At 56.7% G+C, this 24855-nt stretch carries 27 protein-coding genes and 4 pseudogenes; 7 read left to right on the top strand and 24 right to left on the bottom strand.

All coding sequences use genetic code 11. The features are described from left to right. Positions 1-5 precede the first annotated feature (5 nt). From ACMTA2_RS17080 to ACMTA2_RS17175, 20 genes are all read right to left on the bottom strand, one after another. A complete protein-coding gene (locus tag ACMTA2_RS17080) occupies positions 6-521 on the bottom strand; it encodes an integrating conjugative element protein (RefSeq protein ID WP_413790926.1) in 516 nt (171 codons plus the stop codon). Further along, positions 518-1066, bottom strand: coding sequence for a lysozyme family protein (locus ACMTA2_RS17085; protein ID WP_413790927.1), 549 nt, complete (start codon positions 1064-1066; stop codon positions 518-520). The genes ACMTA2_RS17080 and ACMTA2_RS17085 overlap by 4 nt, the downstream gene beginning before the upstream one ends. Then, a complete protein-coding gene (locus ACMTA2_RS17090) occupies positions 1048-1767 on the bottom strand; it encodes a TIGR03759 family integrating conjugative element protein (protein ID WP_413790928.1) in 720 nt (239 codons plus the stop codon). Before ACMTA2_RS17090 ends, ACMTA2_RS17085 begins: the two co-directional genes overlap by 19 nt. A gap of 9 nt (positions 1768-1776) precedes the next feature. Then, complete coding sequence (locus ACMTA2_RS17095; RefSeq protein WP_413790929.1) at positions 1777-2448, bottom strand: chemotaxis protein; 672 nt, start codon at positions 2446-2448, stop codon at positions 1777-1779. After that, the gene (pilL2, locus tag ACMTA2_RS17100) at positions 2445-2987 is read right to left on the bottom strand and encodes a PFGI-1 class ICE element type IV pilus protein PilL2 (RefSeq protein WP_413790930.1); all 543 of its coding nucleotides are present in this window, start codon (positions 2985-2987) and stop codon (positions 2445-2447) included. Before pilL2 ends, ACMTA2_RS17095 begins: the two co-directional genes overlap by 4 nt. 106 nt (positions 2988-3093) lie before the next feature. After that, positions 3094-3840 carry a DUF5983 family protein gene (locus ACMTA2_RS17105; protein ID WP_413790931.1) on the bottom strand — a complete coding sequence of 249 codons (747 nt, stop codon included), beginning with the start codon at positions 3838-3840 and terminating at the stop codon, positions 3094-3096. A 51-nt stretch (positions 3841-3891) separates the two neighbouring features. Then, positions 3892-4386 (bottom strand): RadC family protein, encoded by a 495-nt coding sequence (gene radC, locus ACMTA2_RS17110; protein WP_413790932.1) that lies wholly within the window; start codon positions 4384-4386, stop codon positions 3892-3894. A gap of 100 nt (positions 4387-4486) precedes the next feature. Next, positions 4487-4744, bottom strand: a complete 258-nt coding sequence (locus ACMTA2_RS17115) for a hypothetical protein (RefSeq protein ID WP_413790933.1) — start codon at positions 4742-4744, stop codon at positions 4487-4489. A gap of 71 nt (positions 4745-4815) precedes the next feature. Next, on the bottom strand, positions 4816-5406 hold the full coding sequence (locus ACMTA2_RS17120; RefSeq protein ID WP_413790934.1) for an STY4534 family ICE replication protein: 591 nt from the start codon (positions 5404-5406) through the stop codon (positions 4816-4818). 911 nt (positions 5407-6317) lie between these two features. After that, positions 6318-8285 (bottom strand): DNA topoisomerase III, encoded by a 1968-nt coding sequence (locus tag ACMTA2_RS17125; RefSeq protein WP_413790935.1) that lies wholly within the window; start codon positions 8283-8285, stop codon positions 6318-6320. A gap of 218 nt (positions 8286-8503) precedes the next feature. Beyond that, complete coding sequence (locus tag ACMTA2_RS17130; protein WP_413790936.1) at positions 8504-8974, bottom strand: single-stranded DNA-binding protein; 471 nt, start codon at positions 8972-8974, stop codon at positions 8504-8506. Beyond that, the gene (locus tag ACMTA2_RS17135) at positions 8971-9489 is read right to left on the bottom strand and encodes a DUF3158 family protein (protein ID WP_413790937.1); all 519 of its coding nucleotides are present in this window, start codon (positions 9487-9489) and stop codon (positions 8971-8973) included. Before ACMTA2_RS17135 ends, ACMTA2_RS17130 begins: the two co-directional genes overlap by 4 nt. Next, on the bottom strand, positions 9486-10241 hold the full coding sequence (locus ACMTA2_RS17140; RefSeq protein WP_413790938.1) for a PFL_4669 family integrating conjugative element protein: 756 nt from the start codon (positions 10239-10241) through the stop codon (positions 9486-9488). Before ACMTA2_RS17140 ends, ACMTA2_RS17135 begins: the two co-directional genes overlap by 4 nt. A 241-nt stretch (positions 10242-10482) precedes the next feature. After that, entirely contained in the window at positions 10483-11673 is a 1191-nt protein-coding gene (locus ACMTA2_RS17145; protein WP_413790939.1) for an STY4528 family pathogenicity island replication protein, read from the bottom strand. Then, positions 11670-12218 (bottom strand): DUF2857 domain-containing protein, encoded by a 549-nt coding sequence (locus ACMTA2_RS17150; RefSeq protein ID WP_413790940.1) that lies wholly within the window; start codon positions 12216-12218, stop codon positions 11670-11672. Before ACMTA2_RS17150 ends, ACMTA2_RS17145 begins: the two co-directional genes overlap by 4 nt. Then, a complete protein-coding gene (locus ACMTA2_RS17155) occupies positions 12215-13801 on the bottom strand; it encodes a ParB family protein (RefSeq protein ID WP_413790941.1) in 1587 nt (528 codons plus the stop codon). Before ACMTA2_RS17155 ends, ACMTA2_RS17150 begins: the two co-directional genes overlap by 4 nt. Before the next feature lie 14 nt (positions 13802-13815). Further along, positions 13816-14025: a hypothetical protein gene (locus ACMTA2_RS17160; RefSeq protein ID WP_413790942.1), complete on the bottom strand. Its 210-nt coding sequence runs from the start codon at positions 14023-14025 to the stop codon at positions 13816-13818. Between the two features lie 81 nt (positions 14026-14106). Then, the gene (locus tag ACMTA2_RS17165) at positions 14107-14949 is read right to left on the bottom strand and encodes a ParA family protein (RefSeq protein ID WP_413790943.1); all 843 of its coding nucleotides are present in this window, start codon (positions 14947-14949) and stop codon (positions 14107-14109) included. Between the two features lie 4 nt (positions 14950-14953). Then, the gene (locus ACMTA2_RS17170; protein WP_413790944.1) at positions 14954-15184 is read right to left on the bottom strand and encodes an AlpA family phage regulatory protein; all 231 of its coding nucleotides are present in this window, start codon (positions 15182-15184) and stop codon (positions 14954-14956) included. 114 nt (positions 15185-15298) lie between these two features. Further along, positions 15299-16048 carry a hypothetical protein gene (locus tag ACMTA2_RS17175; RefSeq protein WP_413790945.1) on the bottom strand — a complete coding sequence of 250 codons (750 nt, stop codon included), beginning with the start codon at positions 16046-16048 and terminating at the stop codon, positions 15299-15301. Positions 16049-16617: 569 nt separating this feature from the next. Between ACMTA2_RS17175 and ACMTA2_RS17180 the strand changes: the two are divergent. From ACMTA2_RS17180 to ACMTA2_RS17190, 3 genes and pseudogenes are all read left to right on the top strand, one after another. Beyond that, positions 16618-17053: pseudogene (locus ACMTA2_RS17180) on the top strand (aldehyde dehydrogenase family protein). 157 nt (positions 17054-17210) lie between these two features. Beyond that, a complete protein-coding gene (locus ACMTA2_RS17185) occupies positions 17211-17618 on the top strand; it encodes a VOC family protein (RefSeq protein WP_413790946.1) in 408 nt (135 codons plus the stop codon). Between the two features lie 938 nt (positions 17619-18556). After that, positions 18557-19060, top strand: coding sequence for a hypothetical protein (locus ACMTA2_RS17190; protein ID WP_413795765.1), 504 nt, complete (start codon positions 18557-18559; stop codon positions 19058-19060). Positions 19061-19236: 176 nt separating this feature from the next. Here ACMTA2_RS17190 and ACMTA2_RS17195 read toward each other — a convergent pair. The 3 pseudogenes from ACMTA2_RS17195 to ACMTA2_RS17205 all read right to left on the bottom strand — a co-directional run. Beyond that, positions 19237-19305, bottom strand: a pseudogene (locus tag ACMTA2_RS17195) (TIGR03745 family integrating conjugative element membrane protein); the annotation flags it as partial. A 254-nt stretch (positions 19306-19559) separates the two neighbouring features. Then, positions 19560-19849: pseudogene (locus ACMTA2_RS17200) on the bottom strand (integrative conjugative element protein, RAQPRD family). Positions 19850-20521: 672 nt separating this feature from the next. Beyond that, positions 20522-20738: pseudogene (locus tag ACMTA2_RS17205) on the bottom strand (IS3 family transposase); the annotation flags it as partial. Between the two features lie 167 nt (positions 20739-20905). Between ACMTA2_RS17205 and ACMTA2_RS17210 the strand changes: the two are divergent. The 3 genes from ACMTA2_RS17210 to ACMTA2_RS17220 all read left to right on the top strand — a co-directional run bounded on the left by ACMTA2_RS17210 (position 20906) and on the right by ACMTA2_RS17220 (position 23327). Continuing rightward, a complete protein-coding gene (locus tag ACMTA2_RS17210) occupies positions 20906-21655 on the top strand; it encodes an SDR family NAD(P)-dependent oxidoreductase (RefSeq protein WP_413790947.1) in 750 nt (249 codons plus the stop codon). A gap of 74 nt (positions 21656-21729) precedes the next feature. Then, on the top strand, positions 21730-22671 hold the full coding sequence (locus ACMTA2_RS17215; protein WP_413795673.1) for an AraC family transcriptional regulator ligand-binding domain-containing protein: 942 nt from the start codon (positions 21730-21732) through the stop codon (positions 22669-22671). Then, positions 22671-23327 carry an NAD(P)H-binding protein gene (locus ACMTA2_RS17220; RefSeq protein ID WP_413795674.1) on the top strand — a complete coding sequence of 219 codons (657 nt, stop codon included), beginning with the start codon at positions 22671-22673 and terminating at the stop codon, positions 23325-23327. Before ACMTA2_RS17215 ends, ACMTA2_RS17220 begins: the two co-directional genes overlap by 1 nt. A 42-nt stretch (positions 23328-23369) precedes the next feature. Here ACMTA2_RS17220 and ACMTA2_RS17225 read toward each other — a convergent pair whose 3' ends face one another. After that, complete coding sequence (locus ACMTA2_RS17225) at positions 23370-23585, bottom strand: hypothetical protein (protein WP_413790948.1); 216 nt, start codon at positions 23583-23585, stop codon at positions 23370-23372. Positions 23586-24021: 436 nt separating this feature from the next. Between ACMTA2_RS17225 and ACMTA2_RS17230 the strand changes: the two genes are divergently transcribed. Further along, positions 24022-24819: an SDR family NAD(P)-dependent oxidoreductase gene (locus ACMTA2_RS17230; protein ID WP_413790949.1), complete on the top strand. Its 798-nt coding sequence runs from the start codon at positions 24022-24024 to the stop codon at positions 24817-24819. Positions 24820-24855 lie beyond the last annotated feature (36 nt).

The following is a 24855-nucleotide window of genomic DNA, read 5'->3' on the forward strand; positions in this document are numbered from 1 at the left end:
TGGACTCACTGTTCCAGTGAGGTGGCGGTGATCAAGACGGGGTAGTGCTCAATCTGCAGGCGGGTGGCGATGTCGTTGCCGTTGACCGGGAGGATGGTGATGCCCTGAGCGGCTGCTCGAATCCGGGACAGGGCTTCAGTATCGGCCACTTCGACGGCGAGGCCAGCCGCGCCCATTTCCTGCAGTTCAGCCGCACGGTGACGCAACCAAGCCAGTGATTGGGGATCGTCACCGACCAGGAAAAATGGCTGCAAGCCCGGCATGCTCAGGGCGCGAGGCGTGATCTGGCCGGGGCTCAAGTGAGAGCTGCGGACGGGCAGTATCCAGGCTTCATCGGCAAACGTGGACAGGTCCGCATGCATGGCCCGATCAAGCTGGGTCTTGTCGTTTATTGGCGGTCTGGAAACTTGAAAGTGGGGTCGGGTGAAGTCGCTTGGCTGCCCCCCAGCTATGGTTAGTTCCGGCTGGGCGAAAGGTGCCAAGAGCAGGAGGAAATAACAGGTAAGAGATATGGGCTTCATGGCGATGTGCCCTGTTCGAAAGAAACCAGCAACCGTTCGAGTTGCCGGGAAAAACCTGCGCGGTAACGCGCGGCGGGCGCTCCTCCTGCCGGGCGGTGATAGCGTCCGGCAGCTGACACCCAATCACCGGTGGCGGCGTGATGCTCCTGCAACAGCGCGGCGGTCACGGCGAGATTTCGGTAGGGATCGAGGGCTTCACAGGGACTGGAAAAACGTTGCCCGTGGTAACCCAGGTTGGTTTGTCCAAGACCGACATCGACCCGCTTGGCGTCATGCAGGGCGAGCGTCTGAAGCAAGGCGTCACAGGCGGCCTGGCGAGTGGCGAAGCGGTAGGGTGTTCCGGCGATGTTCAGGGTCCAAGGCCAGGGCAGCAGTCGACCACGGACGCGGAGTCCACTCTCCTGCAGGGCAATCGCGAACAGCACTGTAGAAGGGATATCGGCGTCATGCGCCGCCAGTTGGTAGGCAGGAGGCGGAAGTTCGTCAGCCTGGACGGCGAGCACCGTCAGCAGGAGCGCAATACCACTCAGTCGAGGCGTTGCCATTGTCCATTCACCTGTTGAAATGTGGCAGGCAATGGCTCCGGGGCACCCAGGCTGAACCAGCGACCACGGTCATGGTTCAGGGTGATCTGCCGGCGTTGCACTTTGGCCGGATCGATGTCCGCTTGCCGAGCCCAGCGACGGACGCGTTCATCCTCGCCCTGGCTGCCCACCAGGTAGATATCGAACGCCGTGTCACTGCTTTGCAGACGCTGCGCTTCGGCGCTGCACGCTGGGCAGTGGTCCTCCACAAACAGAGCTTGGCGCGGCGCGACCGTTGAGCTGGTAGGGGACGGGGAGGCCATGCCCTGGATCGGCAGCAGCCCGGGAAACAGTTTGGTCCAGGCCGCGGTGTAAGCGTTTTGGTAGGCCAACTCGCGCTCGGCGCGTTTGGCTTCCAGCGCTACTTGTAATTCGGCATAGCGCTGGCGTTCTTGGTCGGTCTCGGCCTCGACCCCGAGTGCGGTCAACGGATCGAGGTTCGGGCTCCAGAAACCGCGTGGGCCGGCTTGGATCTGTTCGAAACGCTTCCACTCCTGCTCCGTCAGACCCCAGCTCGCAGCTTGTTCCGCGTGAGAGCGCGCCAAGGGAGCAGACTGCGCGTCCTGGATCCGTGACTGTGTCGGGACGGGATTGCCCATCGCAGCGCCTGTGGTCAGTAGCGAAGCGAGACAGACGACGACGGGCATTTGCGCTCGGTTCATGATCGCGTCTCAAGGGAGTTGCACGGTCTGGTCTGGCTGAGCGACCACCGCGAAGATGGCTGAGTTCGGCTCTAGCACTTTCAACTGCCAGGCGCCCATTTGCTCGCCACTATGCAGCAGCCGAACATCCATGAGCGAGCGACTGTCATGAGGAGCGACCGCCAGAAAGCGCTCACCACCGCGGGACTCGACACTCAACACTGAAAACGGTGGCGAGAGCGAGATGGGTTTGGGGTGAGCGGTCTGTTTCGGCTTGGCCGTGGAAGACGTCGATGGTGGAGTTGATGGCTGGGGCTTGAGCTCCAGGAGCTGTTGCTCGACGTGCTCAAGGCGTGCGCGTAGCGCTGTCATGTCCGCTGCGGTGGCGCGGGCTGTCAGACCGTCGTGTAGTTCCTGTATTTCTTGCGCCCATTGATCCAGCATGGGATCGAGGGTATTGGCCTGTTGCTCACCGGTATCGACTATCTGCTTCAGGTCTTTCAGCGCGTACTGCAGTTTTTCCTGGGCATCCTTGAAAGCGCTTGCATCACGTTGCAGGGTGTCCAGGGTTTGTCGGTATTGGGTGTTCGTGCTCTGCAGCTCCGCCATGCGCTGATACTGGTTATACAAACCACCGCTCAGGCCGGCGACCGCCAGGCACAGCAGCCCAATGATGAGGGTTTGAAACGTCGAGGCTCTCATGGGCGTGCCTCCGCCTGATGGGACGAGCCTGGTGTGGCCCGCACGATGCCTACATCAGCTTTCTGCTGTTCGAAGCAAACCGAACGGCCGACTTCATCGGTCGTGAGTTGCCAGGCGGGGCCAGCCAGCACTTGGAGCGCGCGGCGCAAAGAAATCGGGCCGAGCCGGTAATGGGCCGCCGGCAGGGGCCGAGTAAAGAGCACCTTCACCGCCGCGGTATCGGGACAGAGCGAATAGCCCGAGCGCTGCAAGACGTACAGCAACGCATCCTGCACCGAGGGGCTCAGGCTGGACGGGATACTCACGTCGATGATTTGGGCGAGAAGATCGCGTTGTTCCGTGGTGGGTTCGGTGCTGACCAGCGTATAGCGGCCATAGCGGAGTTCTGCCGGATGGTTTCCTTCGATTGGCCCCCTCGAAAGCTGGGCTCGATTGGAGCCACTGTCGATCTCTGGATGGGTCGGCAATGGATTGGGGCTTTGCGCGGTGCAGGCGCTCAACAAACCCAGCAGGCAGACAGGCGTGAAAAAACGCTCCATGGAAAAAACCTCATGTCAGATTCAGTGCAGAACCTGACATGAGGTGAAGGAGTGATTCAGTGAGAAAGTTGATTCAAGGCGGGTCGTGTTAACGCCGAGCGCGTTATTACTCATCAAAAATGGCGAGCCCATCCAAGACGGCCGCGTCGGGGTCGAAGATCAGCAAGCGCACATCCGCCAACGCCGCGAGGTACAGCACCTCGATCAACGCTACTGGCGTACCAGCATCGAGTTGCTCTTGCCTCAGCGATGAGTAAGGACGGCCCTCAATCTTCAGCAGGTTATCGTCCGTCCATGGTGTGCCGATCAGTTTGCATCCGATACCGCAGCAATCCGGCAACGCGAACAGTTCGAACAAGAGGCCGGTTTGCCTCGGAACGAAGTGACTGACCCATTCTTCCAGACACAGCATCGCTTCTTCGGGAAGGTGTGCGGTACTGATCTCCCAGGCTCGATTGTAGTGTCCCGTTTCGAAGCTCAAGCGATGGACCACGGCTTGGGCTTCTTCCAGGGAGTACAGGTCGCCGACGTGATGCCGCTCGTTGAGCACTTCGCCCATCACGGCGTAGATCACTTGGCGCACCAGCCCGGTGGACTGGCAGCGTTCATCCAACCCCTCCGGAATGGATTGGCCTTCGTTGATCAAGGCGAAATCGTCATTGAACAGGCAGGGGAACAGTTGCAGCTCATGGTCGGGCAGATGGGCCTGTGAGTCGTGCACGGGGCGAAAGCAGGGAGGGCAGTCGTCTTCGTAGGTGATCAGTAGCAGCCGTTCGATATGCAGGTTGTCGTAGCCGCGAGCAAATGGGTTTGAGCCCGCCAGCAGGGCTGGGGCTAGGGGTGTGGGGTTCATGAGCGTTCTCCAGATGAAAATGAACAAGGCGCCCGAAGGCGCCTGTGAGGGTTAAAGCCAGCCATGTTCGGCCAGGGAAAGCGGACGACCTTCACCCACGATGAAGTGATCCAGTACCCGCACTTCGATCAAGGCCAAGGCCTCCTTCAGCCGTGCGGTCAAAATGCGATCCGCCTGGCTAGGTTCCGTACACCCTGAGGGGTGGTTGTGAACCAAAATGACAGCGCCCGCGTTATGAGCCATGGATCTCTTAATGACCTGTCGAGGGTAAACGCTGGCACCATCAATGCTGCCGTGAAAGAGGACTTCGAACGCCAGCACCCGGTGCTTGGCATCGAGAAAAATCACACCGAAGACTTCATGCTCTTGTTGAGCAAGATGCAGTTTTAGATAAGCAGCCACGACGTCAGGGGAGGTCAGGATAGGGCCGCGGGTGAACAGCCGACGATCCAGAATATGCAGCGCTTCGTCGATCAGCTGATTTTCTTGGACAATGCGATCAGCCTCGACATCCGAGGTCTCAATCAGTGTGAGTTGGGTGCTCATGGTGGTACCTCCGAAGGGAACAATCAGGGGTACACGCCCGAGGGGAGTGGTGTCCCCGAGGTGGGTGTGGAGTCGCGGGCGTTAGCAGATGGCGCGCTGTTTACAGCCGCGTGAATCGGTGGCGTTGACCGTGTAGGGGTGAACCACAACCGTCGCAGGGCAACGGGGAAAAGGCGTTTATGCCCCAGCCAGTTTTGGGATCGAAGTCGGCACTGATGGGCATTAACCGAACCAGTCCTCGATGGATGCCGGCGATGCGTTTCTCAATTTCATCCGTCGTGTAATAGAGCGATAACGTGCTGTAGTCCTCGTACGCCACAGCGAACAGACAGTCGTCGCAAAGCCAGAAGGATTCCATGATGGTTCTCCTGTGCGGATTGAAGAAAAGGCGCTCGAGGGAGCGCCTTGATGTGGAACATCGTGGACTGTTCAGGCGGACTGAACGGTACGGGTGGGGTCACGGCGGGCCGTGCGGGCCGTGCGGGGAGTAGGTGGAGATTCAGGTTCGACCCGAGCCTCCGCTGGGTTTTCGATCTCTTCAACTTCGGCATCTGCCGATGCTGGGGATGGCTCACTGGTGGGCACTGGCTCAGCAGGTGCTGTTGCTTCCTGCCTGGCGGGCGCTTTGTATTCGAAGGTGCCGTTGACCTTGATCCAGTCGATGAACAGCAAACGACCTTTCAGACTGGCGCCCGGTTGGCCTTGTTTATCGCCTTTCTCGTAGAGAAACGGATCGATCCACAGGTCGCCGATACGGAATGACAGCAAGACCTTTTTCTCGGCGTTGACGGCGTCCATGTAGAGACGAATCAAGCGTTCAGCTTCACCCCCCGCGACTTTGCAGTCGAAGCGGGTGTACTCGACCGCATCGGTGGCGCCGTGCAGGGCGGCGATATCGCAGGCCATGAAGGGTTGGCCGCGGCGGACTTGTACTTCACGAACGCGGTTGAGGTAGCCGATACCGACGGTGTGCAGATTGAAGTAAGTGGTCGCTTCTTGGGAGTGGTTGGCGTGGGCCATGGTGGTTCTCCTGTTTCAAGGGAAAACGGCGACGCACAGGCCCTGACGGGGAAGTGAGCCCCCGTCAGGGTGGGTAAGGTGAAGGCGAGCGATGAACGACTCGCCACCGGCAAATCGATAACGAGCAGAACAATGCGTCTGGGGGAATAGTGATGCAGCAGAGGAACGGCTGCGGAAGTGGTCCGCAAACATGGGGTAGTGGGCATTCATCACCGCTGAAGCGGCAACCGTGCGAGCTTCCGAACGCTGATCGCACTTGGGTAAACCACCACAAACGTGGCGTAGCCTTGAAGGTTCTGGCTACCTGGGCTGGGCTGTCAACGACAGCGAACCACGCCCTTTGTATAAGCCTGTCACCGGGGAGCGTCAAGACGCTGCCACCCGATTTTTTACGCCTGGATTACAGTGGCAGTCACTGGCATGAAGAAAATGAAGAGTGGGCCTGGCGGGGTGCCAGGCGAGGAAGAGAAAAGCCACCTTTGACGGTCTTACGCAGTCGACAAGCTCCTCGCAAAACTTAGTTGAACTGCGCCATGATTCGCCAACCGACCCTTGTCGTGGCCTGGGTCGGAACCTGCTGGCACGCATCCGCGCACAAAGGGTGCCCCGTGTTTCCCCGGTGGGCTCCGGGACTGAATACGATCGCCGAAGCGGATGACCGCTATTGCCGGGTAGAGGCAACAGTGGTCATCCGCCACCACGATCAGGTCGAGCACAAAACGGGAATGTAATTTCGCAGAAGAGAAGGCTCCGAACTCTAAGAGTTCGACCGAGCTACCCGGAGCGAATCGGTCTTGAGTCGCCGTTGGCGATGATCCTGAGGTACTACAGCAGAGAGGATGGGACGACGTCAAGGCGATGTGCGCGGCCTAAGAGATCGACCAATATTCCTGCTGATATCCATTGCGACTTCATGGGCATGACGTATCTTTTCTGATCGGCACAGTGCCCTTGCAGTCCGGGTAGTGGGTGCATGACCAGAACGGCCCTGATTTTCCCTTTCGTCTGAGCATTGAGGCGCTACAAATGGGGCAAGCCGGTCCGGTTTCGACCGGTAACGTCAAGGTGAGCGCTCGGCAGTGTTCGACCAATTGCGCAATCCAGTTCGCCTGCTTGGCGACGAATGCATCCAGGTTCAGGCGTCCCACTTCGATTTCATCCAGGGCCTGTTCCCAGATCGCGGTCATGCCCGGATCCGCGATTGCCGCGGGTACCGCCTCAATCAGGGTATGGGCCGCTGCGGAGGCCATCAAGGCGCGTTTTTTCTTCAGCAAATAACCGCGCTCGATCAAGCCCTTGATGATGCCGGCACGCGTAGCTTCGGTGCCGATACCGGTGGTGTCCCGGAGCTTCTGTTTCAGACGCGGGTCGTTGACCAGTTTGGCCACGTTTTTCATCGCCTTGATCAGATCGCCCTCGGTCAGCGGTTTGGGGGCGGCAGTGCGCATAGACTTGAGTTCGACGTCGTTTACTGCGCACTGCGTACCCTGTTGCAAGACGGGTAAGACTTGGAATTTTTGACTGGAGTCATCGTCCTCGGTGTTGTCGTAGAGCAAGTCTTTCCAGCCCTGGACCAGGATCTGTTTGCCAACCGCCGTCAATCGTTCTTTGCCACACTGCAGTTCGACCTGGGTTCGATCAAATTCATGGTGCGGCAGAAATTGCGCGAGGTAGTGGCTGCGGATCAATTCGTAGACTTGGCGTTCTTGTTCAGACATCCGCACCAGGTTCGCCGACTCGGTGGTGGGGATAATGCCGTGGTGTGCGGTGACCTTAGCGTCGCTCCATGCTCGTGAGCGCAATGATCGATCAAGGTTTTCGAGTGCGGGGCGCAGTGCGGGATCCGTTTTGAGCAGGGCATCGAATACCGCGGGTACTTCGTTGAACATACTCTCTGGCAAATAGCGGCAATCGCTGCGCGGGTAGGTGGTGGCCTTGTGAGTTTCATACAGGGCTTGGGCGGTGTTCAGGACTTCCTGAACGCCAAGCCCCAGCTTGCGCGAGCAGACTTCTTGCAGTGTGCTCAGGTCGAAGGGCAGGGGTGGAGCTTCGCGAAAATGCTCCGTCTGCAGCGAGAGTACTGTGGCGGTCTTACCGTCAGTGATTGTTTGGACAGCATAATGGGCTAGCGCCTGCTGCAGGCAATGACCGGCTTCATCTTGTCCTGAGTTGGGTGGTTGCCACGACGCGATGAAGGGGTGCCCCATGGAGGACAGGTGCACTTCCACTTCCCAGTAGGGCACTGGGACGAAGCTGGCAATCGCACGATCCCGATCGACCACCAGACGTAAAGTCGGTGTCTGGACGCGTCCCACCGACAGTACGCCATCGTAGCCCGCCCGGCGTCCGAGGAGGGTAAACAAACGACTGAGGTTCATGCCGATCAGCCAGTCGGCGCGGCTGCGGGCGAGGGCTGAGTGGTAGAGCGGAAAGGTCTCCTGCCCAGACTTCAGCGAAGACAGTGCCTTGCGAATCGACGCCTCATTGAGTGCGGACAACCAGAGGCGTTGGACGGGGCCTCGATACTGGCAGCGCTCCAGTAACTCGCGGGCAATCATTTCACCTTCGCGATCGGCGTCGGTCGCGATAACGACGGTGGTGGCTTCGCTGAGCAGGCGCTTGATGACGTTGAACTGCGCGGCGGTCTTGGGTTTGACCTCGACCTGCCATTGCGCTGGAATGATCGGTAGCTGATCCAATGCCCAGTTCTTGTACTGAGCGCCATAGGCTTCAGGCGGTGCTGTCTCCAGCAGGTGGCCGATACACCAGGTGACGGTTGTCTGTGTGCCGGTCAGGCAACCGTCACCACGGCGAGTGGCCCCGAGTACCTTGGCGATGTCCCGACCCTGGGACGGTTTCTCGCAGAGGAAGAGGCGCATAGAACTGCTCCGGATTGAGTTCGGAGCAGCGTGGTTGGAAACAGCAGTGGCGAGATATGAGAAACCTGAATGGGAGGCTCCTCATATTAGTCGGTGAGGGCAGGCTTAAATGGGACGGGGCGATTTGTAGTGTGGACGACAGGTGGGTCTTCACGAGTAACGAGTAACTGCAGGCCAGCCATTTCGCGCATAGGCGCAATTTTTATGCCTGAGCTCTGTCAGTCCGACGGTAGTTGCCCTCTGCGTTTTTTGGGTTTCGATGCAGGTGAGCCGGCCTGCTCTGTATGTTGCCCGGCGTGTGCCACAGAAGCCGCTGGCTCACTGGAGCGTTCCCGCATGATCACGCTGTGCATCCGGTGAGGCAGGATGCCAACGCGACGGGCCTCGATCTTGAAGGTCACCCGCGCATTGTCCTCGCTATCCTCCCACTCATCGCGCACGGTACGGCCCTCGACCAACACGCGCATGCCTTTCTGGTACAGCGTGCTCCAGTGTTCAGCCTCGCGGTGCCAGAGCTCAACCGGCGCCCAATAGCCGCCTCGATCTTCATAACTGCCTTCGCGTGGCACGGGGTTGTCGAAATACACATTCAGCCGCAGCAAACGCCGTGGCTCGTCATTGCCTGATGGAAACTCCTGGAACTCTGGCGCACTGCCGATATTGCCTTCGCCGACAAAAAAAGTGCTCATCCTGATACCTCCACTGCGGTTGTGAACTGGCGCAGTAACCGTTCAGCACTGGCCATTTTGATCGCACAGGTCGAGGCCTGGCGGTAGAGCGAATGCACCACGCTCATCTGCAGGTTCAGTGCAATGCGCTCGCATTCGAAACGGTGCAAACCCTCGCGCACGACCTGCGGTAGGGCTTGGTTGCCGACCTGGCGTTCCCAGACCGCAACCCCCATACGGGCGAAATCACGGGTGCGCCAACGTAAAAAGGTGCTTCCAGCGCTGGTGTTCTGCAGCACCAATCGAATATTCAGCAGTGAGTAAGGGGGCTGTCCGGCCTGCTGCACCACAGCCTTCATCAGGTGACATAACTGCGCCTCGATTTCCCTCGCCACCTGCGCCAGGTGCTCCAACTCCCCCTTACCCTTAAAGGGCTTTAAAAGGCCTTTTAGGGAGGCTGCGTGTTCGAGCTGTCGATAGGCATCCGGTGTCAACGCTTCGAAGGGCATTGGTTGAGCTGGGATCAGGGGATTCATGCTTCGTCCTCCGGCTCATCCACTGTTGCAGATGGCTCTCCCGTTTCCTCTGCCAACGCGTCGGCGTCATCCACTGCCACAGCACCACGACGAACGATTGGCGGCGCGAACTGGGAGCGGCGATGCCCCCCAAGGATGTCCATCGGGGGCAAACCCAATTTCTCGATGGCCGCCAAAGCACGAGCATTGTTCGCCGCCATGTCATCACGAGTGACGCCAGCATGCCGATAGCGCTGGGCCTGGCCGAATAGGCTGCGCAAAAGATGGGCGCCGTCGTCGATCCAGGCTTCCATGTCGATACGGCCGATCAGGGCGGTGTGATGGGCCAATAGAGTCCGACGTACCAGGGTGTCGTAGTCGGTCAGCAGGTAGACCGCCAGAAAACCCAGCTGGCTGCCGATGTATAACGGCAAGGTGACGGGGTGGATGTTGAGGTTGTCGCCCATGTTGATCTGTGTCGGCAGGTCTTGCCTGATCCGATCCAGTTGATGGGTCAGTTCTAGCATTCCAGCTTTGGCCTGCATCAGTTTTTCTTCGAGCTGCACGATGGCCCAGTCGGCATAGGGATCGTCCTGGGCGGCGGTTTGTTTGATCAGATTGGTGACACTGATGTAGCCGGCCATGCCCATGATCGAGTGGACGCCTTCGCGTGCGGTCCGACCTTGCCAGATACGGGCGGCGTGGTGCGTGTGCAGGGTCAGGGTGATGCTGCTGCGCAATGAACCCAGGTTGAGTTGATAGTGGTCGGCCACGGTGTTGTCCTCGCATAAGCTTGGACGGGAACGTTGCGACAGATGAGGAACCAGGGCAGCCAAAAAGCTGAATGCGGTCTGTTCGGTTTGGTATGAGAGGGTTAACTTCGAGAGATTCGTGAGTGATGCCAGTTGCATTATTTCCATGGATGGCTATAGCCGTGCTGTTCGGTTTACATAGGTTCACCCCCTCGCGATCTCGCAGTAGAACTCAGTAGATTTGATGCCACTGGCATCAAATCTACTGACGTCCAGAGCGTTTGCCGCGTAGTTGGCGTAACTCATTCAGGCACGCTTGGGCGAGCGCAGAGGCAGGTTCGCCCTGTTTTCTGGGTTGGCGTGAGGGTGATGGAGTAAGTGGCTCCGCGACGGGTGAGTGCTCTGTCTGACCTGCCCAAGGACGAAAGTCGCCTTTCAGTGCGCGCTGGATCAGGCCCATCAGATACGCCACTGGCTTGCGGATACCTCCGGCCTTACAGCGTGCCCCCGCTTCGTTGAGCACCGCCTGACGATCCACTGGTTTGAGCTTGTTCAACGCCACAGCGATGACCTGACGCTCGCTTGGCCTCAGGTGTAGCGGATCGGGCCAGTGCAGGTTATCCACCGCTGGGGTCGCGCGCGGTACAGTACAAATACTTTCTTTTAATACAGTACAGGCGGCGTTCGGATTCCGAACGGTGCCGGAATCATTGGCGTTCAAGCCCGGTTCGGAATCCGAACGAGGGCCTGCACGATTCCGAACGCAGTGATCGCCACCCAGTTCGGAATCGTGTAACGCGTCATCGGTTGCCAAATCCAATCCTTGCTGCGTCCAGTGTTCGCCCCAGCTGTCGAGCCGGGTGGGGAGGCGACTCTGATCGATATCCGTGTCTTGGTGGACCTCTGTCACAACGTGCTGAGCGACAATTCGCACCGCCTTGGCTTTATGGGTGAGGCAATGTCCGACCAGCTCCAGGTAATACTGATCCAGTTCCATGGCTTCGGCGGGGGTTAACGGTTCATCGTGCAGGACGTACAGAGAACCTTGTAGGCGTCCGCTGAGCTGATCGCGGCCACGACTCACCAAGCTGAGCCAGCGCGTCAGCCTGAGCATCGTCAAGACGCGTGCGATGGTTTCACGGGAGGCTGACGCGCCATAGGGGACGCTCGACAGGTAAGGTTGAAAATCCTCATAGCGGGGTGTGACCACACCCTGGCCTTGTAGCATGAGTCGAAACACCTGCCAGGCATTACGTTCCAATGGCGTCAGACGATTATCCAACAGCAACCGACGTGGCACGACTTCGTGTGATTGGCCGCTGAACAGAAAGCCAGCCTGCAGAGCCTGGTAGGAGGGCTGTTCAGTGGTAGGGCGTGCGGGCCAGCGTTCACTCAGCTGCTGGGTGCATTGCTGCAGGACACGCTGCCAGCGACTGGAAGGGGCAGTGTTCATGTTCCGTTGCTGTATTGGTCGATCTGCTGCCAAACGATGGTCAAACTGATCTGTTGTTCTTCGGCCAGCATCATCATGGCGTCGAGCTGATCCTCAGTTCCGTCCTGCGCGCGTAGCTGGCACCATCGCTGCCAGAGCGCATGTTCCTGCGCTTCGCTCAAATGCTGAGGGCGACCCTTACGGGTTTCTATCTTGAGCAGACGTCGGCGCAGGGCGGTTTCCGAATGCGCCAAGCCGAAGCGCTGATACATGATGGTGCTGCTGGCGCCTAGCTTGAGCGCTCGGTTGATCAAGCGCTCGTTCTGCTCGTCGCGGTCGGCTTGCTCGATCAGCCGGTGCAGCACTGGCGAGTCGATCTTGACCTCGACCCAAGACACGGTGGCATGGGCCAGGCGCGACAGCGTGGTGGGGGGTAAAGATTGCAGCAGGTAGATATCGTCCTCACTCAGCCCGAGTGCCTTGCAGCGTTGCAGATTACCCAGCCGCAGCTCATGCAGCACCTGGGTCAGCATGGCCTGGTTGAGCACATTGAAGGACAGGCTCATGTCAATTTCTCCGGTGAGTCGTCTTCAGGCGCAAGCGTTAAGTCGATGAGACGACGGGCCAAACGGATCAGGCGATACAGTTTGATTAACAGCCTGTCGGGCAGTCGCTCCAGTCCCACATCCATGGCGGGACGATCTGTGAGCGGAAGTTGATAGACCCCCAACAGCAGCTGCCCGAACAGGGCTGAAGGCAGTTGCTTGCGATCCTCCCAGTTCACGTCGTCTTGAGCGCGTAACAGGGCCAGGAGCAGTAGGTGAATGCCGGTCGCGCAAGGCGCTGCAAGATCAAGTCGCTCGATGTCGAGGGCGAAGCCCAAGCCATGCTTCTGATCGATGATGCTCTCGGGATGTCCGGCATAGGCGGCCATTTCCCGCGCCAGTCCGGCGATGGCTAAACGCAGTTGTTCGGGGCTATCCAGTGCTGGTGCAATGGGCCAGATGTCGTCGATCGTGCAGCTCTCGTCGGTCGGTGCTGTTTCGGTGGCGGTCTCGCGATCGATCTGTTCGCGAATCTGTTGAACGCGTGACGGAGGGCTGATCGCTGATACAACATTCGTTTCAGGTGGTGTGAGCACTTCCTCTCGCGCTGTTTCGGTCTGGGTTCTGGTCTCAGTTGATTTGGGACGGGACTCGGAGGAGGGAGGTCCTGGCGCGGCTTCACCAGCGCTCGGCGGATGGCTGTTCTCTGAGGGTGTGGTGACGACAACGCCAGGAGTCGAGATGACCTGTTGGGTGTCGCTCAGTTCCAGCGCCAACATACGGTAGGACTGTCCGAGCAAGCGGCTCATGCGTTCGAGCAGTTCATCCTGGATCTGCTCAAGATCGAAGGACTCGGGTTCGGCATCGAAGTAACCCAGGGTATCGAGCCAAAATTCGGCGAACGCAATGGTGGCGGTTGGATAACGGTTCCAGGTTCGTTCAGCCTGACTACGTAGGCCGATCAGGCGTTCGATCTGCGGCTTACCCAATCCGGCATACAGGGTTTGTGGAATGGCGGGTAGTAAGTGTTCAAGGGTGTCGAGCATCCGGCTAATGTGCGACTGCGAAATGGGATAGCCTCCAGCGGCAAGGCGTCGTGCCAGCTCACGTTGCGAGAGCACAGCGCCATCTGGTTCGAGCATGGTTTTGAGTTTGGCTACCGCCAGAGCACGCTCGATGAAGGTGAGTTGGCCGTGCAGATCGCTTTCGGCCAGATGGCCGAGTAGGGCGGTGATTTCATTGGCCCAGGGTCGGAACAGGCAGTGAATGCGAAAAAAACGTTCGTCGCGGGTTTCCTGCCACAGCTCGCCGAGAATCGCCAAGCGCGTATTACCGCCGTTGCGGATGATGAAATAGGTTTCTCCTGGGCGACGGGTAATCGGCGGTGGTTGATCCAGCCCGCGTTCACGGATCGAGGCCTTGATATCGTCATACAGCGGATTACGGATGAAACGCGGGTTGTGTTCATAGGGCCGCAACTGCTCCAGAGTGACCAGCATAGGTGTGTCGATGACTGGATCGGACAGCCGCTCCAGTTCTGGACCCCGAGGGAAGTGGTCCTGGTGCAGCTTGTCAGTGATCTGCTCCTGACTGAGCTTCTTCATTTGAGCAGCCTCAGTTAACGCCGGTTACGCAAATGGTCACCGACCTCGAATTTCACGATATCGGCAGTACCCGAACCTTCGAAATGTTGGGAAAGTTCTGCGAGGAACCACCCCATGGCCGAGCGCCCACCCTGCAGACGAAAGACCACGGTGCAGTACTCCTCGCAAGGTGGGTGGTGTGATCGAATGGATGGCTGAACGATGATGGGAAGTTGATCCAGCATCAAAAGACTCCTGGCCAAACGCTGTTGGCATTAAGGTCGAAAAAAATGACTGGGCGAGAAGTGCCGGCTTGGTGATTCGTCTCATTTAACTTCCGCGCACCTGCTCACCGTAGAGATCGCTTCGCGCCACTCCGGGAACAGTTCGATGGCCAGCGCTTGCATGGTTTCCAGTGCGGATGGCGAGCGTCGTTCACGTGAGCGACGCGTCTCGATTCGATGGACCGGTAAGCCGAGGGAGGCGGCATTGAGATAAGCCACTCGGTCTGGAACTACGGTGTCTAGAACCGAGATATTGATCGTCCCAGCGAAGGTTGCGCGCAGGCCACGGATGATCATCCGAGTGTCCACCCGAATCGCGTTTACCTGGTTCAGTAGCAGTCGCAAGGGGGGCGGTGGAACGCCCAGGTGGCGGAATGGTTCGAGGTCGCTGAGTAGCTTCAAGGTGCCGCGGTGCAGTTCGCGGGCGGCAAGCATTTCCGGGGTGATGGGCGAGAGGGCGAGATCGGAGGCGAGGATGGCCATCTCTAGCAGCACGCTACGTGCGCCCTGAGTGTCGATCAAAAGCAGGTCATAATGGGGGCGGAAATTGGCTAGCAAATTGCGCAGCCGTAATCGCCCATCGGGGGCATGCAGCAGCAAGGGGGTCAGTCGGCCTTGATCATCGTTGGAGAGGATCAGGTCGAGCCCTGCAATCACCGTCCTGGAAATAATCTGTGCAGGAGTTGTCAGGTTGAGTGCGATGAACTCGTACGCACCAGCAACGGTTTTCTGGCTCAAGGCGTAATAGCTGGAGAGAGTGGGCTGGCTATCCAGATCGAGCAGCAGGACGCGCAGACCAGCATCTGCCAGCAGGCCGCCAAGGTTGGCGGCTACTGTGGTTTTGCCCACCCCGCCTTTGGTGGAAACCACCGATACCACACGCATGACATCAGACCTGCTGACCTAAGCGTTCAACGATCCACCGCTCGATCTCCAGCGAATCCCAGCCGACCGCGCGCAGTCCAATGCGTTTGGCTTGAGGGAATTTACCTTCTTTCATCAGGTTGTAGATGTGCGCACGCTTGAAGCCGGTTTTTCGCTCCACCTCGTCACGGCGCATGATGTGACGTTCGACCTGCGGTTGAGGAGCTTCAGTGATGGGGGAGGCTTGGCTGGACATGCTAGTCACTCCTGGCGCTGATTGGCGCGTGGTGGGAAGTGACTTGAATTGAATAGCAGAAAACAGAGGTAGTCATTGCACTGCAATCAAAGGAATTGCAGTGCAATGCATCGATTACTTGTGTTTCTTGAGACTACGGTTGGCTGAGGCAAATTTTTCGTCCAGCGTTCGTTTGCTGAGGCCGGGAACGTCTGCAAAGCGCGCGGTGATGGCATCGACGATCGCGGCTTGGCTCCTGAACACGGACAGAGGCTTACCGGCCGGGGAATTGTCCAAGACGGTGTAGTTCAGTGCGCCAATGATTTGCAGGTAGGTATTTTCGCTGCGCTCGCTGAGCGGCCCCTGCGTTTTCGCCAACGCTGCAAGGCCATCCTGTTTCAGTCCCAGTGCGTGGAGGTTGGCCTCAACGTCGTGAAGCTGGCGTTGCAGCGTATTGCGTTCTTGTACGAGGGCGTCGCGCTCAGCCTGGAGGGACAGGTAAGCCGCTGGGCTGATGTGTTCATGGGTGTCATGGATGGATTCGAACAGAAACGCCGGTCGATGATCGGGATAGTGGCGTTGCATCCAGCGGCGCAAGTCAGCATGGCGCACCGTTAACGCAACAGGGTCCCAAGGCGTTCCCAGCGGCACGGAAACACCGAAGTGGCTATAGGACAACTCCCCGTTGCGTATCGCATCGTACAGTCGTTCAAGATTGGCCGGAAGGCAGGGCCATTGGGGGAATAAAACCCCGAGCCTATGCGGACAGTACTCGCCAGCTTGTACGATTTTGGCCTCGTATTGCATGAGATCGCACCATCGCAAGACGGCATCGATTGGTCGATAGAAGGTTTTAGCCAGCGGATTGAAATTGTCGGCGTGCATGTACGGATGGACCTCCATTCCTATGGATCGGCCTTCCGTGGAACATCCTGCGTCGCCTGCTGCGGGGAAATGCTGGCAGTGGTTGCTTAAGCGGATTTTAGATTCGGTGAGGCCATTCCATTTGTCTACTGATTTACCTGTTGTTATTTTTTGTCATTGGGGCAGGACGAGGCTTTTCTTAGGACATTGAGGGGTAGAATCTCCGATTTTTAAATGTATATATCATACAGATGAACAATGATTTTTTTCAGATGAAATTTCTTAGGTTTTTGACATGATGACTGATGCCAACGATGAGCCCCTTCGCTCCCCGCCTAGCAGATGAGGGCTTCTAGGGCCTCCAAGCTGTCTGCCAGTGAAAGCTGGTTATTCGTATTGATCATGTGGTTAATCTAGATTATCCTCGAATTGACCCTGCCAAAGAGCTGAAACTTGGAGGTATGCTTGGATATTCAAGACAAGGCTGCGGTGGTCTCCGGCGCTGCTAGTGGGATAGGCCGTGGAATTGCGTTGGCACTTGCTCGTTCCGGGGTAGATGTCGTCGAAAGTGGGAAATCCTGCGGATCCTTGTGTCCACGGGGCCATTGTTCAGGGAAAGACAGCGGCAACGTGTTGAGTATTATGTCGACCTCGCACGTCAGGAAGGCGCAGACGTAGTAACAGGTGGTAGGCATCCAGAAGGGCTCGATAAGGGTTTTTCTACGAGCCAAACCTCTTGGCCAATGCTGATAACAGATTGCGTATTGTTCAGGAAGAAGTATCCGGTCTGGTAGGTGTGGTTATTGGTTATAACACCGACGATGAAGCGATTACCTTGGCCAGTGACTCACAATACGGACTGGGTGGCGTCATTCTTCGCAAAACGAAGGGCATGCTTTTGAAATGGCGAAGCGCTTGTGCACAGGTGAGGTTTATCTCAATGGCGGCTCCGGTGGCATGAGCTCCCACGCGCCTTTCGGAGGTATAAAGCGTTCGGGGTATGGTCGGGGAGTTCGGTATGGATGAGCTTAACGAGTACACTTATCTCAAATCAATTATTTTCATAATTAATTGGGAATAGGTTAACTCTGTTTTTTATTTGCTAGCCGAATAATAGTTGTACACGGGATAGTCAACACTATCAGTTAGATCGTTGGAGGAAATTATGGATCAGAGAGTCTGTATGATTATGGTTGGTGCCCATGATCTCGCCAAGCTTAGAAAGTTTTACGAGCAAGGATTGGGTTGGAAAGTCTGGGGTCACGTCACACCGATCTCCATTGCGTACAGTGTCGGACATACGGTTTTGGTGTTTTTGGACAGTGACTATCTTGCAAAGGAGCGTGGGGAGCCAATTGCTAGAGGCACAAACGCGTCTCTTGCGGTATTCGTTCCAACCAAGGACGAAGCATCCGCTGTATTTGCTCACGCTGTGGCTGCAGGCGGTAAAGAAACCAGTCCTTTCAAGTTGCGTGACGGCGGCCTTTATTCTGGATATTTTGCTGATCCTGAAGGCAATAGCTGGGAAGTTGTATGGAGCCCTGACATGCCTCTGGATGCCACTGGTGCGCTGACCTTACCTGCTAACTGAAAATAAATGCAGTCAGCCCGGTCGTCTCTGAAGTTCGTTTTTCTCCGTAACGAAGAAGAAAAGGTCGGCCGGTTCATTTCGGCCTTTCTTTCTTCCGTAAATGTCATGGTGTCGAACCCCCTCACGATATACATCCTTGTAACGATCCTTTTTAGCTCAGATCGCAGGCCCTCGCTGGCAAGCTTGTGCACTTAGGGTTTGTTGCATCATCAAATAACTTTTGTATGTGTAGATCAGATTGATCATATAGCTTAACGGAGATATATTTCACTCGATGCGTTGTTCTAGGCTCGGGTTGATTTTTCATCGTGTGCGCTGCTGTCTGATGCTGCGCCGAATAGGTGATCAAGAGGGAAGAATTTTATGTTGCAACGCACGACTAACAAGAATTAAAAAGCACCCGTGATGAGGAATCGAATTACCGAGATGCTTGGTATTCGCTACGCCATCGTAAAGGCGGAATGATGTGGGTAGGGGCGAGCAGAACTCGCGGTTGCGGTGTCGACCGCGGGTGGATTGAGAATGCTGACTGCACTGACGCAACCCCACTCCGGCCGCTCTTTGCCGATGAGATTGCTCGTTGCCGAGATGACGGATCGACCATGCGGGGTCAATCCCACGATCCTTCCTTCCGCTAGTCCTCCCCCTACGAGGCCTACCTCAATGTGATTATCGAAAGTGGAGTCAAAGTCATTGAAACTACCGATAGCAGCAAGAGTATACCGCCCGGCTAAATGGGGATTCCATGCGCACTTGGACACCCAGTCCACGAACACTTTGACAACGATTCCACGTTGACTTGGACACTCATTCCACGGTTACTTGGACAGTGATCCCTCACTGATCTGACCCAAGCCCAGGCAGGTAGCGACGCAGGATTATTCACTACCTTCGACCTCTTTTCTCGAAGCGAAGAGGTCATTCTTGAGGGTATATACATGCGTAAAATCCGAGAGGTACTACGCCTAAAGTTCGACGCCGGCCTGTCTGTGCGCAAGATGTCAATCGCTGCTGCCACGCGCGGCGTATCCTCGCTGCGCTACGATATGCAAGTAGCGGACGCGGTTGATGGTAGGCGTTCTGCACGATTGGTTCGAAATGGAAGCGTGAAACTTGAGTGGGATCTGCTTCAAACCCGGATAGTATCCAGGTCAATCTATAGGCACCAGGATCTCAGGCGTGATTTCGCTAATTGGGCGCAACGCACACTGCCCGAAGAAGAGTGCGAAATGGCTTTGGCACTTCGTCGATCAGTGTTTATTTCCGGCGGCCGAGGCTTGAATTTAGATTTGGTCTCTCATCCAGAAGCTACAGGCGGTTGTTTTACGTTGCAGCCGCAACATGTTGCTAAAGCCGTACGGGTGATTGGTTCCACCATTGACTTCACCCACCACTCTGAGCTTCTCACTCGGGCCGAGGACGCCTGGCTCGCTTTTACATAGATTTAAGTAGTTCAAGTTGAATTTCACATTTTAATTCGCATCCTGCGTGTAATCGAGCTATTGGACGATGTGCGCTAAGAACGAGCGTCATGACGACGTTTGATTATTTATCTTAAATTGGGTTCGTGGTTCCCGTGAGGCACTGATTCGCCGAGCTTGCGCCACATCTTCGTCCCCAAACCGATCGGACGCTGGTTGGCACGGTCACGCAGGTTGTTCTTCAGAGGGGTAAAGCACTTGAACATGACGGCAATCTCCTGGGTTAGGACAGGGTGAAAAAGATCAGAACTAGCAAACTCCAGCACGAGCCCCGCGGCACTGCCGCCAAACGCGCCGAAGTGCACGTTGCCATTCGCCCAACCGCAGTACGCCTTCCACATCACTCAGGTGCACCAGAGCATGGCCAGGACGAGCGTCAGGGATAGCATGAGCGTCGAACTGTTCTGGGTCGAGAAACCGGAGGCATTTCGGAGCGCGGCGGTCTGAGCGGCCGTCACGCTCATGGCGAGGTCTCCTCGCGCGGCGTGTCGAGGCGGTAATCACTGACCAGTTCTGCGGGATCACGCGGTTGTGCGCGGGAAGGGGACAGGTAGCCCCGTACCCCTTGGCGGATGCGCTGAATGTCTTTGGATAGGCGGGAATAGTCGAAGCGATAACGCGCGCAGGGCTCAGCGTGCTGTTGGTGCGCGTGGCAAGCCGTTCGATCGTGTCGAGCTGCTGCAGAATCAAACTGAGCTGAGTTTGTTTATGGACGAAGACTGCATGGCTGCTGCCATGGACGATGGCCAGTGAGAATAGTAATCAGCAGCGAAAGATGGTAGGCGGCATGATTCTGCCCCATGTGGGTATGGGTACAGAATCGAGCTAACGGTTGGGGTCGTTTAGTAAGAAAAGCGAGTTATGTTGGATCGCTTTTTTCGCGGGAACATTGGTGGTGTTTACTTACAGCTATATGGCCCTGCGGCCTTCGGTGAGGAATGGCCGGGCCCCTTTGGCAACTCCACTCTCAATGAGCTTCGTTGGTGACGTTATTCTCACAACCCAATTCCCGCGTCGATGAAAACGGTTAGAAATTCGAATGTTGGATGCTAACGCTGCCTATTTCGCATTGGCCTGTTTCGCGGCTTTCTTCGTGTATGGGGCAGGTCAGTCGAGCGGTTCAAAAGGTGAAACGACGGATAGAGAAAGCACTGGATCAGCATGAGGTTGACGTCGCTCACGGCGACACCGAAGGCTATTGAGGGCTCGGCATTGCCCGGACCATCAGGGACATAATCAATTATAAGAGAAATGGGGGCGCGCCTGGTGAATTCATTCGAATGCTCCAAGTGCTTAGTGGTACTACCTTAGTGGTACTACCTGCTTCGCTAGAATCTTTGCATGCTGATGTCTTGCGACACTCCCTAATTTTCCCTTTGGTTGAACTGCTGCTGAAATCCGGGATAAGTTTGCCACTATACGGCCCGACCACCGCTCCGGCTTCCTATGCTTGGACCATTCGTACAGCTTATGTCGCTGTGTCAGGACCTGATGGTCCTGCCCCCGGTGCCGCTCAGCCGGCGTGACGAAGCGGATACGGCTATGCCGATGCTCGTTGTTGTACCAGCGCATGAAGTCCCTTACCCAAGCGCGTCGGCGTCCAAACTGGAAACCCATCCTGCGGCCATTGCCGGCAGAATCATCAGATCCTGTTGTGCGGCACCAGTTGTATGAGCAGGCACACCAGAGAACGCTTGGCGTGCTTTGCAAGTCGATTGGCGCCTTGCGCATACCAGGAAAAAGTCTATATCTCGTACAGTTCTCTCAGCGGCATATTGTGTGTTGCAAGCCACCTTGGAGATTCTCATGACAAATCAAGTAGCCCTGGTCACTGGCGGTGCATCTGGCATCGGTAAAGCCGTGGCATTGAAACTCGCTGCTAGTGGTGTAACCGTGGTGATTAGCGGCCGCCGCGCAGACGTCGGAAATGCAGCAATGGCTGAAATCTCCGCTGTCGCCACGGGCGAAGCCCAAGTGCGCTTTATTCAGAACGACGTGTCTGACGAGGTGGCTGTGAAAGCGATGATCGAACAGATCGTTCAAGACTTCGGTCGGCTCGACATGGCAGTCAATAACGCCGGTATTTTCACTGAATATGCCCCGGTCAACGGATCTGACACCAAGCAGTTCCGTGACATGATCGAGGTTAACGTGCTTGGTCTGTATCACTGCATGAAGTGCGAAATCACCCAGATGCTCAGCCAAGGCAAAGGCTCGATTGTAAACCTAGCTTCGATTGCTGGCTTGAACGGTATCCCATGGGGTGCAACCTACGCCGCGACCAAGCATGCAGTGGTTGGTCTGACCAAGTCGTCAGCGCTTGATCATGCCGCGCAGGGCTTGCGTATCAATGGCGTGGCGCCTGGTGCCATCAGGACTGATATCATCGCTGAGCAGATCAACAGCAACGAGGCAGAGCTTGAAGCCATGCACCCAATGCAGCGTCTGGGCAACCCGGACGAAATTGCCAACGCGATCTTCTGGCTGCTTTCCGATCAGGCCAGCTTCGTGACCGGACATATCTTGAATGTCGACGGCGGTTTTCAGGCCAAATGAGTAAAACGCCGAGCGCAGTACCTGCAAGGATCAAGATTCCTGCCGCGTTATGGGAGGGAGTGAATCGTCTGGGCATGTCTCCTGCCGAGCTTATTGCCCGGAGTCGGCTCCCGTTCCGTCTGCTGCGGGACGACTCTCCAGTATCGACGGCACAGTTTTTCGATCTTTGGCGATGCATGGTCGAGATCAAGGGTGATCCGACTGTGGGTTTATCCTTGGCTTGTGCGCTCGACGGCTCTGTTATGCCACCGTCTTTTCTGGCGGCTTATCACGCTCGGAATTTTCGTGATGGGTTATTGCGTGTCGCGCGTTTCAAGCGGTTGTGTACACCTGAAGAGCTCCTGATAACGGAGCTCGATGATCGTTGTGAATTGACGCTGGAATGGACACAAGACAATCCTGAAACGGTACCGCCTTCGCTCATTGACGCTGCGTTGGTCTCATTGCTGGAGATGGGCCGTCGCTCAACCGGGGTTCACATTACCCCAATAAGCGTCGAGCTCGCCCGCCCAATGTGCTTTGAAGCAATTTACACCTGCTACTTCGGCTGTCCGGTGCAGTTTGATTCGGGTCGAAATTGCCTTTCACTGCACAGGGCTGATCTTGATCGTCTGTTTTTGAGTTACAACGCCGATCTGCTGGAAATCCTGGCACCTGCGCTTGAGTCAAAGCTAGTCAACCAGCTGGACAATCTCTCGCTCAGCGCTCAAGTGCAATGGGTTTTGCGGCGGCGATTGACGGCCGGGCGTCCTGACATTCGCTCAGTGGCCAGTGAGTTGGCCCTGAGTGAGCGTTCACTGCAGCGGCGCCTGACAGAAGAGGGCGAAAGCTTTCAGGGATTGCTTAGCCAGACGCGCCATCAGCTTGCTCTGGAGTATCTGTCGGACGCGAGCGTTTCTATCGTGGAAGTCGGGTATATGCTGGGCTATGAAGACCAGAATTCTTTCTTCCGGGCGTTCCGCCAGTGGGAAAATCAAACCCCCTCGGAATGGCGATCCGGTAACGGAGTTTCATGATGAAGGTGTTGATTTATGGTGCCAGCGGCATGGTCGGGCAGGGTGTCCTGCGAGAGGCGTTGCGTGATAATAGCGTAACCCAAGTGCACATAGTCGGCCGTTCACCTACGAGAACGACCCATCCCAAATTGCGGGAAATTTTACTCGCTGACCTGACTAACCCAGCGTCAATCGAGTCTCAGTTGAGTGGTATCAATGCGTGTTTTTTCTGCCTGGGTGCATCGGCGGCAGGTATGGATGAGGCGGGCTATACGCGGGTAAACCACGACATCCCGGTTGCCCATGGCATGCTGCTTTCGCGACTCAATTCGCAGATGACGTTTGTGTATGTTTCCGGTGCCGGAACTGGCAGTCAGAAGGCGATGTGGGCCAAAGTCAAAAGACGCACTGAAGAGGCTCTACTCGCGTTGCCACTCAAAAGTGCATACATGCTCCGCCCTGGGGTCATTCAGCCGCTGCACGGGGTTCGCTCGAAAACGCCGATGTATCACGCCTTTTATGCGGCCACCGCACCGTTGCTGACGTTGGCACGCAAGTTGTTCCCCAATTATGTGGTGTCTTCAGAGGAGATCGGGCTAGTAATGCTCAAAGCCGCGAAAACCGGTGCTCCGAAATCGATTCTTGAGTCGGCCGATATCAGAGCGTTGTTGGGATAGAGCCAGGGTACGCCTGCGTAATGAGTCTAGCTTGCGCCGTTTTCACTGCACGTCGCTGCCGACTTCAGTCGCTTCTACGGTATGACGCTGCCACGTCGTGCGATGCCCCACCCATCCTTTGACCAGCAAGGCGACCACCGTGACAGAGAACGGAATGGTGAGCATCTGCAATATGGTCGCGGTTGCAAATCCTGCCTGCATCAGCAGGCCACTCAGTGCAGACCCGATAATCCCACCGACCCTTCCGAAGCCATACAACCAGGCTATTCCTGCGGGGCGGGTCAGGGGAGATAGAAGTCGGACACCAGAATTGCCATCGATGTGAGTCCACCATTCAGGCCTATTCCGACCAGGCGCCGCTGGTTGACCGACGTCTGACTTTTTTGCGGCCCCGCCAATTAATCGTCTTGAGCTTGTTGTGGCAGCAGATCAAGGGTAACCCGCTCTTGTATCTCGGCCGATGAAAGCTGATCAGGGCGGGGAGCAGCCCAACTTGATTGCCGTTCGCCGCCCCATCAAACAGGTCATTGCCCCTGACGCCATACGAGCAGCGGTTTGTGGTCGAGCTGATCCCAGTGATGCAAGTACAGTGCAATCAGACGTATAATCTTGATCATCTAGCTGATAGTGCTTATGCTTTGTGGGCAATGGCGTTTGCCGTTGGATCTTGCTGTTCACTGATGGAGTGGGATGTATGAATACAACAACAATTAATCGTTCCTCTGCAGATTTAAATGGGAAAGTCGCAATCGTGTTAGGTGCTTCTACGCCCGGTGGAATGGGTGAGGCGGTCGCCAGACGCCTGGTTCGCGAAGGTGCTACGGTAATGGTGGCGGCGAGGAATGTGGCGCTGACCGAAGACATCGCCCGCACTCTGGGTTGCAGTGCAATGCAGGTAGACATTACTCGCCACGAGACCATTCAGGCCCTGATCGATAAAACCCTGGAAACATACGGACGCCTTGATATCGCAATCAACGTAGTAGGCCAGGCACCGCGCGTGTCGATTAAGGACTTCACTGAAGAGCATCTTTTGGACATGGCACGCCTACACTTCGTAGGCCCAGCGATGTTCATCAAGTATGTGGCGGATGCAATGGTCGACGGTGGCGCCATCGTCAATGTTTCGTCGCTGTCTGCTTACGATGCCATGTCGGGGATCGTTGGTTACGCGGCGTCAAAGTGCGCGGGGGATCGCGTGGTGCAGGGCGCTGCTCTTGAATACCGTCACAAACGCTTGCGCATCAACGGCATCATCCCGTCACTAGTGATGACTGAATTGTCGCGTCAGGGCATGCGTAACTACGGGGCGGACCCCGAAAGTTTCGAACGGAGCTTCGCCGAACTAACCCCGTTGGGTCGTGTGGCAACCCCGGACGACATTGCTGCATTCGCCTATATGCTGGTCCGCGATGAGTTCTTCGAAACCGGTCAGATCATGCATTACTCGGGTGGCAACTCGTTGTTCGGGCATCCGCGCGCGCTGTCTTGAGCTGCGGTCAGATCGTTCACCGCCAATCAAAAGCCC

Origin of the sequence: Pseudomonas medicaginis (genome assembly GCF_965119365.1) — a bacterium.
Lineage (GTDB): Bacteria > Pseudomonadota > Gammaproteobacteria > Pseudomonadales > Pseudomonadaceae > Aquipseudomonas.

Excerpts from the sequence above, each read along its gene's own strand:
- ACMTA2_RS17080 (WP_413790926.1), bottom strand. The coding sequence starts at position 521 with ATGAAGCCCATATCTCTTACCTGTTATTTCCTCCTGCTCTTGGCACCT.
- ACMTA2_RS17085 (WP_413790927.1), bottom strand. The coding sequence starts at position 1,066 with ATGGCAACGCCTCGACTGAGTGGTATTGCGCTCCTGCTGACGGTGCTC.
- ACMTA2_RS17090 (WP_413790928.1), bottom strand. The coding sequence starts at position 1,767 with ATGAACCGAGCGCAAATGCCCGTCGTCGTCTGTCTCGCTTCGCTACTG.
- ACMTA2_RS17095 (WP_413790929.1), bottom strand. The coding sequence starts at position 2,448 with ATGAGAGCCTCGACGTTTCAAACCCTCATCATTGGGCTGCTGTGCCTG.
- pilL2 (WP_413790930.1), bottom strand. The coding sequence starts at position 2,987 with ATGGAGCGTTTTTTCACGCCTGTCTGCCTGCTGGGTTTGTTGAGCGCC.
- ACMTA2_RS17105 (WP_413790931.1), bottom strand. The coding sequence starts at position 3,840 with ATGAACCCCACACCCCTAGCCCCAGCCCTGCTGGCGGGCTCAAACCCA.
- radC (WP_413790932.1), bottom strand. The coding sequence starts at position 4,386 with ATGAGCACCCAACTCACACTGATTGAGACCTCGGATGTCGAGGCTGAT.
- ACMTA2_RS17115 (WP_413790933.1), bottom strand. The coding sequence starts at position 4,744 with ATGGAATCCTTCTGGCTTTGCGACGACTGTCTGTTCGCTGTGGCGTAC.
- ACMTA2_RS17120 (WP_413790934.1), bottom strand. The coding sequence starts at position 5,406 with ATGGCCCACGCCAACCACTCCCAAGAAGCGACCACTTACTTCAATCTG.
- ACMTA2_RS17125 (WP_413790935.1), bottom strand. The coding sequence starts at position 8,285 with ATGCGCCTCTTCCTCTGCGAGAAACCGTCCCAGGGTCGGGACATCGCC.
- ACMTA2_RS17130 (WP_413790936.1), bottom strand. The coding sequence starts at position 8,974 with ATGAGCACTTTTTTTGTCGGCGAAGGCAATATCGGCAGTGCGCCAGAG.
- ACMTA2_RS17135 (WP_413790937.1), bottom strand. The coding sequence starts at position 9,489 with ATGAATCCCCTGATCCCAGCTCAACCAATGCCCTTCGAAGCGTTGACA.
- ACMTA2_RS17145 (WP_413790939.1), bottom strand. The coding sequence starts at position 11,673 with ATGAACACTGCCCCTTCCAGTCGCTGGCAGCGTGTCCTGCAGCAATGC.
- ACMTA2_RS17150 (WP_413790940.1), bottom strand. The coding sequence starts at position 12,218 with ATGAGCCTGTCCTTCAATGTGCTCAACCAGGCCATGCTGACCCAGGTG.
- ACMTA2_RS17155 (WP_413790941.1), bottom strand. The coding sequence starts at position 13,801 with ATGAAGAAGCTCAGTCAGGAGCAGATCACTGACAAGCTGCACCAGGAC.
- ACMTA2_RS17160 (WP_413790942.1), bottom strand. The coding sequence starts at position 14,025 with ATGCTGGATCAACTTCCCATCATCGTTCAGCCATCCATTCGATCACAC.
- ACMTA2_RS17165 (WP_413790943.1), bottom strand. The coding sequence starts at position 14,949 with ATGCGTGTGGTATCGGTGGTTTCCACCAAAGGCGGGGTGGGCAAAACC.
- ACMTA2_RS17170 (WP_413790944.1), bottom strand. The coding sequence starts at position 15,184 with ATGTCCAGCCAAGCCTCCCCCATCACTGAAGCTCCTCAACCGCAGGTC.
- ACMTA2_RS17175 (WP_413790945.1), bottom strand. The coding sequence starts at position 16,048 with ATGCACGCCGACAATTTCAATCCGCTGGCTAAAACCTTCTATCGACCA.
- ACMTA2_RS17185 (WP_413790946.1), top strand. The coding sequence starts at position 17,211 with ATGATTATGGTTGGTGCCCATGATCTCGCCAAGCTTAGAAAGTTTTAC.
- ACMTA2_RS17190 (WP_413795765.1), top strand. The coding sequence starts at position 18,557 with ATGCGTAAAATCCGAGAGGTACTACGCCTAAAGTTCGACGCCGGCCTG.
- ACMTA2_RS17210 (WP_413790947.1), top strand. The coding sequence starts at position 20,906 with ATGACAAATCAAGTAGCCCTGGTCACTGGCGGTGCATCTGGCATCGGT.
- ACMTA2_RS17215 (WP_413795673.1), top strand. The coding sequence starts at position 21,730 with ATGTCTCCTGCCGAGCTTATTGCCCGGAGTCGGCTCCCGTTCCGTCTG.
- ACMTA2_RS17220 (WP_413795674.1), top strand. The coding sequence starts at position 22,671 with ATGAAGGTGTTGATTTATGGTGCCAGCGGCATGGTCGGGCAGGGTGTC.
- ACMTA2_RS17230 (WP_413790949.1), top strand. The coding sequence starts at position 24,022 with ATGAATACAACAACAATTAATCGTTCCTCTGCAGATTTAAATGGGAAA.